We start from the raw sequence: 13575 nt of genomic DNA, 5'->3' as shown, positions 1-13575 counted from the left end.
CATGTGCCAAACAACCGGGGTCAGATGCCGCGCATGTTGAGGACATGGAGCGCCAGGGTGAGGTTCAGGCGCAGGTGGGCGTCTTCGGTGAAGTTGCCGAGCAGGCGTTCGAGCTTCCCGATGCGATAGCGCAGGGTGTTGTAGTGGAAGTGGAGGCGGCGGGCGGTCTCGGCGACGTTGAGGTTGGTCTCCAGCAGCACGTGAAGGGTGCGCCGCAGGTCGGCGTTCTCGGCGTCGTCGTCGCCAGCCAGGGCGCCGAGGGTCTCCCGGACGAAGGCGTGCAGCTCGGCGGTGTCGTTGACGAGCGAGAGCAGCCGGTAGACGCCGAGCTGGTCGAAGTGGGCGACCGCGCCGTTGCCGTGGAGCTGGCGGCCCACCCGGGCGGCCTTGAGCGCCTGGCCGTAGGCGTCGGCGAGCCCTTCCGCCCCCGAGGCGATGCGGCTCATCCCGGTCGAGAAGGTGCACTCGGCGAACGACGACTGCGCGGCGGCGGCCAGGCGGGTGGTGTCGACCCCGGCGCCGACGATGACGACGACCTCGTGGGAGAACCCGGCGACCGCGCCGCGCGGGTCGTGGCGGCGGACGGCGGCCTGCCAGACGGCCAGCAACCGGTCCTGCGCGGTGCGCTCGTCGCTCTCGGGGTCGAGTTCGGCGACGATGACGCTGACGGGGCGTTCGAGGTCCCAGCCGAAGGCCTTGGCGCGTTCGGCGATCCGCCCGCCGCCCCGGCCGGTGAGCACGTCGCGCAGGAAGTCGGCGCGATATTTGCTCTCGACCGCGTTGACGGCCTCCTGCTTGGTGATCACGAGCGCGGCCACGGTGGCGGCCCGCTCCAGGATCCGGATGTCGCTCTCGCGGAGGGTCCCGGCCTGGCTGAAGGCGACGATCCGGCCGTGGTGGTGGCCTCCGGCCACGATCGGCACCACGGCGTAGTGGCCGTCGGCCCGGACCATGGGCTCGGGCTGGTCGCGCCCGGGACCGCTGATGAGGAACGCCTCGCGCAGCATCGCCACCTGCTCGGCGCCGCCCGCCGCGCCCAGGGTGGCGCCGGAGACGTCCATGGCAGCGACCGCGACCTCCAGCAGCCCGGCGACCTCGGCGGTCACCTCGCGCATGCCGCCGCCCGCCAGCACGATCTGGACGAGCCCCCGGTGCGCGTCCTCCGCGCGGGCGAGGATGGCGGCCTGGCGGTTGAGGATGTCGGTGAGGACCTGGTTGAGGATGTCATCGAACCCAACGTCGTTGGGGAGGATGATCAGCGGGAACCCCAGCCGGTCGGCCTGTTCGATCATCTCGGCGGGCAGTTCGTCGAGGTACCTGCCCAGTTTGATGGCGAGCGCCGACAGCCCGCGTTCGTCAAGATCCGCCACAAGGCGGCCCAGCGACTGGGGAGTGTTCCTGAGCGGGTAACCGGTCGTGAGCAGCAGCTCATTGGGCTTGACCCACGCCAGGATGTCGGGCACCTCCATGACGTTGAGACGTTGCACGATGCGGTCGAGCCCTGATTTACCGGCGATCAGCCGTGCCCCGGCGAGGGTCGACACTCCCAGGACCTCTCCGACGGCCACGCCGTGGATGATCGTTCCGGTGCTTGCGAGCCGCATCGCGGGTGCCGCGGGATCCGTCGTCATGGTGCGCTCCGGGGGAATTTGTGCGTTCAAAGCAAATTGTGCCTGACTGGGCGACTGTCAGGAAGAGCCAAGCATTTGGCCGACTGTTGGCAGATTTCCCCGTACGGACCCCGGGGGTCCCGTTCTAGCGTCCCTTCTAATGGGGGTTCCGACGATGGAGGACTCGTGGCTGTAGGTACCCGCCCTCGAAGCCGCCGCCCGGTGCAGACGGCGCAACCCGAGGTCACGTACCTGTCCGGGGCCGCCGCCACCAGTCTCCGGCCGCTGCTGGAGGCCCCGCGCCGGCCCGCCCGCGTGCTGGCCGCGTTCCCGATGGCGGTGTACCTGGAGGTACGGACCGACACCGAGCCGCGCGTCCTCGCACTCGTGACGGGAGAGGCTACCCGGTTGCCCAACGCTGTTGTACTTACCGGCCGGTTGGAAGGTTTCGCGGCCGGTGACGACGCGTGGGTCGGCGACGGGGTGGTCGAGGCCGGCGGCCGGGCCGTCCGGGTCCGCCGCTGGTGGGACCCGGCTCCTTCGCTGGGCTCCCTCTCCCGTACGACCCTCGCGAGCTCCCTCCCGATCATCGAGGACATCTGCGCCACCTCGCACCGGCGGCCCGGTCTCGACAGCGGCGGCGCGTCCGCGCTGCTGGCGGCAGGCTGCCACCGGGGCTCGCTCGTCGACGCGATCACCGCGGCCGAGCAGCTCATGGGCCTCGGGCCCGGCCTCACCCCCAGCGGCGACGACATGCTCGCCGGGCTCCTGGTGACGCTGCGGGCCGTGGGCTCGGCCGCCGGGGTCGGCAGGGCCGTGTGGCTGGCCGACTGGCTCGCCGCGGCGGTCACCTTCGACGCCCGCACCCGCACCACCCCGATCTCCGCGACGCTGCTGCACTGCGCGGCGCGCGGCGAGGCGGGACTGGAGACCATCGCGGTCCTGCGCGGCCTCACCGGCCGCCAGCCGCTCGAACCGGCCGTGCACCGCCTGCTCCGGCTGGGCCACACCTCGGGCGCCGACCTGGCGTGGGGTGTCCGGACGGGAGTGTCGGCCGTACTCGCGCTTCAGGAGAGGGACGCTCAGTGAACCTGGTCGAAATCCGGCCCGGGGTCTACCACGACTCCGTCAGCCTGATGAGGGTCAGCCAGGCGCTGACCGGCCGCCCGGGGGTCGAACTGGCCATCGTGGCCATGGCGACCGCCCTGAACGTGGAGCTCGCCCGCGACGCCGGTTTCGACGTCCCCGAGGCGACCCCCGGCGACCTGCTGGTCGCGATCAGGGCCACCTCCGACGGCGACCTGGGCGAGGCCGCGGCCGACCTGGAGAAGCAGCTCACCACCCGCGCCGAGACGAGCCGCCGCGACGAGGCGCTCCCCCGGACGATCCGGGCCGCCACCCGCCTGGCCGACCCTTCGGCCATCGTGCTGGTCAGCGTGCCCGGCGAACACGCCTTCACCGAGGCGATGGAGGCGGTCGACAGCGGCCACTCCGTGATGATCTTCAGCGACAACGTGCCGGTGGAGCGGGAGGTCGCGCTGAAGGACCTCGCCCGGGAGCGCGGCGTCCTGGTGATGGGCCCCGACTGTGGCACCGCCATCGTCGGCGGCGCCGGGCTCGGCTTCGCCAACGTGGTCCGCCCCGGCCGGGTCGGCGTGGTCGCCGCCTCCGGCACCGGCGCCCAGCAGCTCACCTCGCTCCTGGACCTGGCCGGGGTGGGCGTCAGCCACGTTCTGGGCGTCGGCGGCCGCGACCTGTCCGCCGCGGTCGGCGGCCGCTCCACGCTTCAGGCCCTGGACGCCCTCAACGCCGACCCCGCGACCGACCTGATCGTGGTCATCTCCAAGCCCCCGAACCCCGACGTGGCCGCCCGCCTGGCCGAGGCCATCGCCGAGAGCCCCAAGCCGGTCATCACCGCCCTGCTCGGCGAGGGCCAGCCCGACCTCACGACGGCGGCCGAGTCGGTCCTGCGCGCGGTCGGCGCCGAGATCCCCACGTGGCCCAGCTGGCCCGGCAACACCCAGCCCGGCACCGGCCCGCTGCGCGGCCTCTACTCGGGTGGAACGCTCTGCACCGAGGCCCGCCTGATCGCCGGAACGGGCGACTTCACCGACTTCGGCGACGACGAGTACACCGTCGGCCGCGCCCACCCCATGATCGACCCCGCTCTCCGTTTGGAAGCCCTCGACGCGGTGACGGAAGGCGTGGCCCTCCTGGACGTCGTCCTGGGCCACGGCTCCGACCCCGACCCGGCGGGCTCGCTGTCCAGCGCCATCGCCGCAGCGAAGTCCCGGGGCGTCGCCGTCGTGGTCGCCCTGGTCGGCACCGAAGGCGACCCCCAGCACCTCCAGACCCAGGCCACCCACCTGTTCGAGTCGGGCGCCGAGATCTACACCTCGAACGCCCAGGCCGCCAGAAGAGCCGCCACCCTCGCGGGCCTGGTGGTCTCCCCACCGGATGACTCACCCGTGAACCTGAGTCACGGGTCCGCCTCCGAAGGTGGACGTCCACTCGCGATGTTGACCTCTGAGCCCTCGGTCATCTCTGTGGGCGCGTCGATTCTGGCCGAAGCTCTGGACCAGCAGGCCGTGGCCCACACGCCTGTGGATTGGCGTCCTCCGGTGCAGGGCGTGGCCGCTGATCTGGCCGCTGTCATGGCGGACCCGCGCCGGAAGGCCGCGAACGAGAAGGCCGTGGGCAGGCTGCTCAGTGCCAGGCCGCACCTGGTCGGGGTCAAGCGTGCGGGCGACGTACTGGACCTGCCCAAAGGCACTTTCTTCCACGCCGGGCCGCCCATCGAATGGGAGCGCGCCTCCGGGCCCATGCGGGGGGCGCTCATCGGCGGGATGCTCTTCGAGGGGCTCGCGGCCGATGCCGAGGAGGCCGAGCGGAAGCTCGCCGCCGGGGAGGTCAAGCTCGACTCCTGTCATCACCACCGCACGGTCGGGCCGATGGCGGGGGTGGTCTCGCCGTCCATGTGGATGCTGGAGGTCCACGACGCCGAGAACGGTGGCACCGCCTACTGCTCGCTCAACGAGGGCCTCGGCAAGGTCCTCCGGTACGGCGCCTACGGGCCCGAGGTGATCGAGCGGCTGCAGTGGATGGGTGACGTCCTCGGGCCCGCGCTGGCCGAGGTCATGAAGGTCACCGGCCCGCTCGACCTGCGGAACCTGATCGCGCAGGCGCTCCAGATGGGCGACGAACTCCACAACCGCAACCGCGCCGCGACCTCGCTCATGGTCAGGGAACTGGCCCCGGCGATCGTCGACGCCGTCCCGAACCAGGCCGCCGAGGTCCTGCGGTTCATCAACGGCAACGACCACTTCTTCCTCAACGCCGGCATGGCGGCCGGCAAGGTCGCCGCCGACGCGGCGCGGGACGTCCCGGGATCGTCGATGGTCGTCGCGATGGCCCGCAACGGCACCGATTTCGGCATCCAGGTCTCCGGCCTCGGCGACCGCTGGTTCACCGGCCCCGCGGGCGTGCCCGACGGGCTCTACCTCGGCGCCTACGGGCCCGACGACGCCAACCCCGACATCGGCGACTCCACGATCACCGAGACGGTCGGGCTGGGCGGGTTCTCGATGGCCGCGGCACCGGCGATCGTCCGGTTCGTGGGCGGCGACGTTTCGGACGCCATCGCGGCCACCACCGCCATGTACGAGATCACGCTCGCCGAGCACCCCGTCTACCAGATCCCGGGTCTCGGGTTCCGGGGGACCCCGGCGGGGATCGATGTCACACTGGTGTCACGAACCTCAGTGCTGCCGGTAGTCAATACGGGTATCGCTGGGCGGCTCGCCGGAACAGGGCAGGTCGGAGCGGGTCTGGTCAGCCCTCCGATGGGGGCTTTCACGGCCGCGCTGGCCGCTTTGGCCCGCGTTTAATTCCCTTTGACGCGGGTTTGACCCTAAAATCGGGGGCCAACCTCAGAAATCGTGCGGGTTTTCCGCGCGGCCCGGACGAGGAATGGGGATCCGCCTAATGACGACCGACCGCCTGCTCGGTATGGTCCCCGATGGTCAGGGCGGCAGCACGCCCGAGGGGCAGGGCAGGCTCGTCGGCCGCCGCTACCGGCTTCTCTCGCCGGTCGGACGGGGCGGCATGGGAATGGTGTGGCACGCCCACGACGTGCTGCTCGACCGCGACGTCGCGGTCAAGGAGCTGATCCTCCCCTACGGCCTCGACCAGCAGGGGCGTCAGACCGCCCACACCCGCATGCTCCGCGAGGCCCGTTCGGCCGCGCGGCTGAGCCACCCGGGCATCGTGACCGTCCACGACGTCGTCGAGGAAGACGGCCGTCCGTGGATCGTGATGGAGCTGGTCCGCGCCTGGTCGCTGGAGCAGGCGGTGCGCCAGAGCGGGCCGCTGCCGGTCGTCCAGGCGGCCGAAATCGGAATAAGGGTCCTCGACGCCCTCCGCCACGCCCATGCCGCCGGGATCCTGCACCGCGACGTCAAGCCCGGCAACGTGCTGCTGACGGCCGACCGCGTCGTGCTCACCGACTTCGGCATCGCCGCGATCGAGGGCGACGTCTCGATCACCCACCCGGGCCTGCTGATGGGCTCCCCCGCCTACATCCCGCCGGAGCGGCTCCAGGGCCGCCCGATCACGTTCGCGGCCGACCTGTGGTCGTTCGGCGCCACGCTCTACGCCGCCGTCGAGGGCAGGCCCCCCTACGAGGGGCCCGACGCCGTGGCGGTGCTGGGCGCGGTGCTGACCCAGGAGCCCAACCGGCCCGGCCGGGCGGGCGCGCTGATGTCCGTCATCGAGGGGCTGCTGCGCAAGAACCCGGCCGACCGGCTGCCCGCCGCGCAGGTCTCCGAGATGCTCGAACACGTGCTGCGCCAGCACGGCGTGGGCGTGCGCCCGACCGCCCCGCCGCAGCAGCCGTCCCCGGCGCCGGTCCCGGCCGATCCCACGCCGGTGCAGATGCTTCCTCCGCTCGACATGCCGTCGGGGCCGATGCCCTCGCGGATCATCGAGACGCCGTCGGGTCCGGTGCGGGTGCCCTACGACCCCAACAGCCCGTCCGGCGGCTACCCCATGAGCCCGCCGAAGCCCGATCCGCTGAGCAGCCCGACCGGTGACATCACCACCACGGGCGGGGTGTCGTTCTTCGCGCCGATCACGCCGTCGAAGCCCGGTGGCCCGAGCCGTCCGGCGCCCGCCGCTGGACCGGCCCGCCACGCGGCGACCTCGGGTGCGTGGCCGATGCCCGAGCAGAAGGAGGCGCCCGGCGTCTCCGAGCCGTCCCGGGAGACGCGCGCCGACCGGAAGACCTCCGAGCGGCCGTCCGCGCCGCGTCCCTCCCGCCGCCGTCGCGAGCCCGACGACGACGGGGGCGGCAGCCGCAGCAGCCTGCTCGCGGTGGTCGCGGCCATCGCCGTGATCGCGGTGGTCGTGCTGGTGCTGCTGATCATGGTGCCGGGCGACGACGCGCCGTCCGAGCCGCAGGGCCGCCCGGCCGAGACCGGCCAGACCGGCCAGGCCGCCAACCCGGCCCAGCCCGACGTGCCGGCCACTCCCGAGGGCGAGCTGCCCGAGGGCTTCCGCAACCACACGGCGGCCAACGTCACCGTGGCGGTGCCCGACACGTGGAAGGTCACCACCGAAGACGGCGCGGTCGTGCTGACCGGCCCGAAGGACAGCGGCCAGAGCGGCCTGATCGAGGAGATCCCCCAGTCCGACCTCGATGCGCTGAAGGCGACCGAGGCCAAGGCGTCGTTCGAGGAGTACACCCAGCTGGCGCTGGCCCAGGTCGACTACCGCTGGCCCGCCGCCGAGTGGGAGTACACCCACCGCAACGAGGCCAACGTGACCGTCCACACGGCCGTCCGCTACATCACGGCCGAGGGCCGGTCCTACTCGGTGACCTTCACGGCCCCCGACTACGACTGGACCGAAAGCGCCGCCACCGTCCGCACGACCCTGTGGAACTCGTTCAGCCCGGCATAAAACCCGCTTTTGGCGCTGTCAGTAGTCATGCCACACTTCGCCAATGACAGCGATCCCCCTCATACCCCACCAGAAGGTGCAACGCCGGACACTCGGGGTGCTCTCGGCGATCCAGATCGTCTCCGGGGTCGGGATCGCCGTGGTGCTCGCACTGAGTTCCCTGACCGTGTACGAACTCTCCGGCTCCGAGGCGCTCAGTGGCCTGGCCGGAACGGCCACCGTCCTGGGCACGGCGCTGATGGCGCTCCCGGCCGCCAGGGCCGCCGACGGCGGCGGCCGCAGGGCGGGCCTGTCCCTCGCCTACGGCACGGCGTTCCTCGGGTGCCTGGCGGCGGTGGCGTCGATCGAGCTGGTGTCGTGGCCGCTGCTGCTGCTCTCGCTCATGCTGGTCGGCGCGGGCAGCGCCGGGAACCTGTCGGCCCGCTACGCCGCCACCGACCTGGCCCCGCCGGGACAGACCGCACGGCACCTGTCGCTGGTCGTCTGGGCGGCCACGATCGGCAGCGTCGCGGGCCCCAACCTGGCCGACCCGGCCGACGGCCTCGGCATCGACCTGGGGCTGACCCACGGGTCCGGGCCGTTCGCGCTGGCCGCGGTCGCGTTCGCGCTCTCCCTCGTGGTGATCAACGCCGGGCTGCGGCCCGACCCGCTGCTGCTGGCCCGCCAGGCCCGTGAGGTGACCGTCGCCCGCGCGCGCCAGCCGCTGCGCGCGGCGGTGGAGACGGTGAAGGCCACCCCGGCCGCCCGGATCGGGCTGCTGACGATCGCGGCCGGGCACACCGCGATGGTGTCGGTGATGTCGATGACGCCGGTCCACCTCGACCACGGCCACGCGGACATCTCGGTCATCGGGATGGTGCTGAGCCTGCACATCGCCGGGATGTTCATGTTCTCGCCGCTGGTCGGCTGGGCCGCCGACCGGTTCGGCCGGGCGCTGGTCGCCACAACGGGCATGGGCGTGCTGGTCGTGGCCGGGCTGCTGGCGGCGTTCGGCGGGCACAACGTGCCGGTGATCACGGCCGGGCTGATCCTGCTGGGGCTCGGCTGGTCGTGCGCGCTGGTGGCGGGGTCGGCGCTGCTGACCGAGGCGGTGGACATCGAGCGCCGCCCGGCCGTGCAGGGCCTGTCGGACCTGACCATGAACGTCTGCGGGGCCGCCGGGGCGCTGCTCGCCGGGGCGATCGTCGGGGTGATCTCCTATATGGCGCTCGGGCTGATCACGGCGGTGCTGACCGCGGTCACCGGGGTGGTCATTTGGCGTCGGCGTAGCACCGCACCGACACCGCTTCCATCGGAAACCTGACCGGGGTCGCGCCGAACAGGAGCCGGGTCGCCTCTTCCGCGCTCGCCGCGATGACGGCGGAGACCTCCGCCGCCTGTTCGGACGGGCAGTGGACCATCACCTCGTCGTGCTGGAAGAACACCAGCCGGGCCGGATCGTCGAGCCGCCCGCGCAGCACGGCCATGAGCGTGAGCGCCCACTCGGCCGCTGTGGCCTGGACGACGAAGTTCCTGGTGAAGCGGCCCCGGTCACGCGCGGCCCGGCCGCCGTCGGGGCCGGAGACGACCGCGCGCCAGCGGTCGGAGGGCGGCGGGCTGGTGCGGCCCAGCCAGGAGCGGACCACCCTTCCCTCCTCGCCGGCGCGGGCGGCGTCTTCGACGAACCGGTAGGCCTGCGGGAAGCGGTTGCGCATCACGGCCAGCAGCTTCGGGGCGTCGCCGCTGGTGCCGCCGTACATGGCCGAGAGCATGGCGATCTTCGCGGCGTCGCGCTGGCCGCCGAACGCCTGGGCCAGGGCGGCGTAGAGGTCGATCTCCCCGGCGGCGCGGGCCAGGCCCCGGTCTCCGGCCATCGCGGCCAGCACGCGCGGTTCGAGCTGGGCGGCGTCGGCGACCACGAGCGTCCAGCCGTCGTCGGCCACCACCGCTTTGCGCATCACCTTCGGGATCTGGAGGGCCCCGCCGCCGCTGGTCGCCCACCGGCCGCTGACGACGCCGCCCACGACGTATTCGGTGCGGAAGCGGTCGTCGCGCACCCACTGGTCGGCCCACACCCAGCCGTGGAAACTGAACAGCCGGGCCAGTTCCTTGTACGCCAGCAGCGGCGCCACCCCCGGATGGTCGACCTCCTTCAGCACGTGAGAGCGGGCCGACGACACCGTCATCCCCGCCGTCTTGAACGCCTTCACGATCTGCTGCGGCGAATCGGGGTTGAACGGGGTGCCGAACGCCGCCGACACCTGGTCGGCCAGGGCCTGGAGCTTGGCGGGCCGCATGCCGTGGGCCGGGCGCGGCCCGAGCAGCTCGGTCAGCAGGGCCTGGTGCACCGACTCGCGCCACGGCATGCCGTCGTGGCCCATCTCGGCCGCGATCAGCCCTCCGGCCGACTCGGCCGCCACCAGCAGCCGGAACCGCCCGGGTTCGGGCAGCGCGGCGATGCGGGCGGCCTGTGCGGCGGCCACCTCCTCGACCAGCGCGGCCCCGGGTTCCGCGGCCGGTGGTTCGGGATCGAACAGGGAACCCTGGGCGCGCTCCGGGACGTCGTGGCGGTCTTCCGGGACGGGCAGCCCGTGCAGCCGGGCGTGGGCGGCCTCGGCGGATCGGGGCTCGCCGTAGTGGCCCTCGGCGGCCAGCAGCAGGTTCTCGGTCAGCGCGACGTCGTGGCAGCGCGCCACGCGCACGCCCCGGGCGAGCAGCCCGGGATAGACCCGCCGGGTGTCGGCCCACACCCACCGGGGCGACTCCCCCGCCTCGATCTCACCGACGGCCGAGGCCAGGTCGGTGACGGAACCGCCCGGCCGTAGCTCGCCGGTGCCGTCTTTCGCCCCGGAAACCACAACCTGCACGGTTCCACCCTGCCAGCCCCCACCGACAGTTTCCGCTCCACGGCACGGCACCCTGCCGTGGAGGCGCCGCAGAGAAGGCGGGAGCCGTAACGAAAACCGACATGAGCGGACCCGAGCCGGTGCGCTCAGACGAGCGGGATGACCACCTCGTCCTCAAGGGGCGGCTCAAGCTCTTGGGCCAGGCAGCCGGTCGCGGCGAAGCAGCGGATGCGGAGTTCGCCCGGGGTGACCGAGATGTGCAGGAAGCTCTTGAAGAAGGGCGGGGTGTCCCAGTCGGTCAGTTCGGAGATCCAGCGGTGGAAGAAGCGGCCGACCGGCAGGTGGAAGGGCATCGGCCAGCCGCCGAGCAGGCGGGCGGCCCACTTCATGCGGGCGGTGATCTTCACCTCGGGGGTGTCGCGTACCGGCTCGTTGCCGATCTGCCGTGACATCAGCGTCACGGCTTCCTCGGGGGTCAGGTAGAGCCACTTCATCCGCAGTTTCCGCGAGTAGAGCAGGCTGTAGAACGACAGCGAGTCGCCGCGCAGCGGGTAGCAGCGGAAGTCGTCTTCGTGGACCTTGTCGACGCGCGGGATCGTGTGGGTGGCGTGCATGAACGCGCCGCCGCCGCCCGAGACGATGTACTGGATCACCCGGCCGTCGACCATGACGGGGAACCGCTGGTGGTTGTGGACGTCGCCGCCGATCGCGGCCACGTAGTTGTGCGCCGGGTCCCTGACGATCTCGTCGACGGTCCCGCCGCCCTCGATGGGGCACGGTTTGTAGTCGTTGCGGACGTAGATCGGCTTGCCGGTGATGAGGATCTTCGGCCGGGCGTCGGCCGACGACACGTGGCGCAGCCATTCGCCCTGTTCGCGGTCGATCGACCCGGTGATGCCGGTGTCGATGCCGACCACCACGAGTTCGCCCAGGTCGAGCACCCAGTAGGGCGCGGGCTGCGTGGCCTGCTGCGTCGGCCGGCCGCGCATCTTCCACGCCTCGGCGAGGGCGGGTTCGTCGATCGGCTCGGGCTTCTTCCAGAGCAGGCCGCGCAGCCCGGCCGGGGAGAGCTTGAAGCCCTCCTTCTCGACGGTGAGCGGCCTGGCGCCGCAGAACACCCGCATGAAGCCGCCGAGGCCGTCGTACCAGTCGTGGTTGCCGGGGATGGCGTAGATGGGGGCGTCGTAGTCCTTGAACGGGCGGAAGAACTTGTCGCAGTAGTCGCTCGCCGCGCCGGTCGGGTAGATCACGTCGCTGGCGACGACCGCGAACTCGGTCTTCTCGCCCATCTTGAGCAGGCCGGGGACGACGGCGTACTGCGAGGCGTCGCCCTCACCGGTGTCGCCGATGACGATGAACGAGTATTCGGGGCCCATCGGGCGGACGATCCGGAAATCGGGATCGGCGCCGTTCTCCCGCATCGAGGCGACCCAGCGCCGCCGCACCTCCGAGGACGGGTCGCCCAGCATCCCGGCCAGGATCTCGTTGCGCGACCGCCACAGGGTCTTCGGATGTAACCAGGAGAAGGAGTTCGTATTGGGACGCAACGCCTGGAAGGTCCCGATCTCCTGGCAATGCCATCCGGCGCCGTGTTCGGAGATCCGTGAGGAGACCAGCTTCCCGCGCGCGGCCGCAGCCTCGACGCCGATGTCCGCCATGGAATCAATCTTGCTCGACTTCAGGGGATCAGGACACCGGGGTTGAGAATCCCTGCCGGATCGAGACTTTTCTTGATCGCCCGCATGACGGTGACGCCGACGGGACCGATCTCGGCGGCGTAGGCGGCGCGGTGGTCGCGGCCCACGCCGTGGTGGTGGGTGATGGTGCCCCCGGCCAGCCCGATCGCCTCGCTCGCCTTGGCCTTGGCGGCCTCCCAGCGGGCCAGCGGGTCGTCTCCGGAGGCCGTGGCGACGGTGAAGTAGAGGGACGCGCCGGTCTCGTAGAGGTGGGAGATGTGGCACATCACGATCGCCCGGCCCAGCGCGGCCTCCAGAGCGAGTTTGACGGCCTCGTAGAGCCGGGGAAGGCCTGACCAGTGGGTGGCGGTCTCGATGGTCTCCACGGTCGCTCCGGCGGCGAGGAGCGCGTCGCGCAGGTAGGGGGCGGCGAACCGGCCGTCGGCCCAGCGCTTGGCGGGCTCGGCCCCGAAGTGGCCGGCGCCGGGGAAGGTGGGGGGTTCGCCGTGTTCGTACCCGATGACCATCAGGCAGCCCGAGCCGCCGCCGATCATGGTCTCGGTCTCGTCGGACAGGCGGATGACCGCCGGGAGGCGGCGTTCCTGGGCCAGTTGGCGCATCGCGTTCCGGCCCTCCTCGAACGACGGGAAGCGCCAGGCGTCCCACTTCCGCTCGGCGGGCAGGCGGCGCACCCGGAGCCGCATCGAGGTGATCACGCCGAACGCGCCCTCGGAGCCCAGGATGAGCTGGCGCAGGTCGGGCCCGGCGGCCGAGCGCGGCGCCCGGCCGAGTTCGAGGTCGCCCGCCGGGGTCGCCACGGTCAGGCCCTCGACCATGTCGTCGAAGCGGCCGTATCCGGACGAGGCCTGGCCCGACGAGCGGGCGGCGGCGAAGCCGCCGAGGGTGGCGTACTCCCACGACTGCGGGAAGTGGCCCAGCGTGAGCCCGTGGCCGTTGAGCAGTTCCTCGGCCTGCGGCCCGCGCAGCCCCGGCTGGAGCTCGGCCAGCATCGACTCGTCGTCGACCGACACCAGTCTGTCGAGCCGCCGCAGGTCGAGCGCGATCACTCCGGCGAACACGTCGCGCTGCGCCGTGACGCCGCCGACGACCGACGTGCCGCCGCCGAAGGGCACCACGGCGACCTTCTCGGCGGTGCACAGCCGCAGCACCTCGGCGATCTCGTGGTGGGACCCCGGCAGGACGACGCCGTCGGGGGCGTCGGAACCGTCCCCCATGCGCATCTTCAGCAGATCTGGTGTGGATTTGCCCCTCGTGTGGCGGATGCGAGCATCAGCATCGGTACGCACATGGTCTGCGCCTACGATGGACCGCAACGAGGCCAGCACGAAGGGTGACAGCTCGGCTGCGGGGAGCCGAACATCACCGAAGCCCGCCGGTTCGCCGGTGAGCGGTGTGACACCCAGCGCCTCCGCGAGCAGTTCCCGCAGGGCGGGGTCGACGCCGACCGCCCTGCCGGGATCACCCCAGCCCGACCAGAGCATGGGC

Annotated in this window: 8 protein-coding genes; 4 read left to right on the top strand and 4 right to left on the bottom strand. The window is 72.1% G+C overall.

Features of this window, described 5'->3' with window-relative positions:
- Positions 1 to 20: 20 nt before the first annotated feature.
- Positions 21 to 1631, bottom strand: a complete 1611-nt coding sequence (locus ACYQ78_RS27755) for a PucR family transcriptional regulator (protein ID WP_459803870.1) — start codon at positions 1629 to 1631, stop codon at positions 21 to 23.
- Between the two features lie 165 nt (positions 1632 to 1796).
- Here ACYQ78_RS27755 and ACYQ78_RS27750 point away from each other — a divergent pair, with 165 nt between their 5' ends.
- From ACYQ78_RS27750 to ACYQ78_RS27735, 4 genes are all read left to right on the top strand, one after another.
- Positions 1797 to 2699 (top strand): oxamate carbamoyltransferase subunit AllH family protein, encoded by a 903-nt coding sequence (locus ACYQ78_RS27750; RefSeq protein WP_459803869.1) that lies wholly within the window; start codon positions 1797 to 1799, stop codon positions 2697 to 2699.
- Positions 2696 to 5497, top strand: a complete 2802-nt coding sequence (locus ACYQ78_RS27745) for a bifunctional FdrA/YlbE family protein (protein ID WP_459803868.1) — start codon at positions 2696 to 2698, stop codon at positions 5495 to 5497. Before ACYQ78_RS27750 ends, ACYQ78_RS27745 begins: the two co-directional genes overlap by 4 nt.
- 97 nt (positions 5498 to 5594) lie before the next feature.
- Positions 5595 to 7568 (top strand): serine/threonine-protein kinase, encoded by a 1974-nt coding sequence (locus ACYQ78_RS27740; RefSeq protein ID WP_459803867.1) that lies wholly within the window; start codon positions 5595 to 5597, stop codon positions 7566 to 7568.
- A 43-nt stretch (positions 7569 to 7611) separates the two neighbouring features.
- Positions 7612 to 8871 (top strand): MFS transporter, encoded by a 1260-nt coding sequence (locus ACYQ78_RS27735; protein WP_459803866.1) that lies wholly within the window; start codon positions 7612 to 7614, stop codon positions 8869 to 8871.
- Here ACYQ78_RS27735 and ACYQ78_RS27730 read toward each other — a convergent pair.
- From ACYQ78_RS27730 to ACYQ78_RS27720, 3 genes are all read right to left on the bottom strand, one after another.
- Positions 8819 to 10414: a bifunctional 3'-5' exonuclease/DNA polymerase gene (locus ACYQ78_RS27730; RefSeq protein WP_459803865.1), complete on the bottom strand. Its 1596-nt coding sequence runs from the start codon at positions 10412 to 10414 to the stop codon at positions 8819 to 8821. The two genes, ACYQ78_RS27735 and ACYQ78_RS27730, sit on opposite strands and share 53 nt — an antisense overlap.
- A gap of 125 nt (positions 10415 to 10539) precedes the next feature.
- Positions 10540 to 12051, bottom strand: coding sequence for a metallophosphoesterase family protein (locus tag ACYQ78_RS27725; protein WP_459803864.1), 1512 nt, complete (start codon positions 12049 to 12051; stop codon positions 10540 to 10542).
- 20 nt (positions 12052 to 12071) lie between these two features.
- Positions 12072 to 13571: an FAD-binding oxidoreductase gene (locus ACYQ78_RS27720; protein WP_459803863.1), complete on the bottom strand. Its 1500-nt coding sequence runs from the start codon at positions 13569 to 13571 to the stop codon at positions 12072 to 12074.
- Positions 13572 to 13575: the final 4 nt, after the last annotated feature.

It is taken from the genome of Herbidospora sp. RD11066 (assembly GCF_054661255.1).
This window is presented reverse-complemented; position numbering and strand designations above follow the sequence as displayed.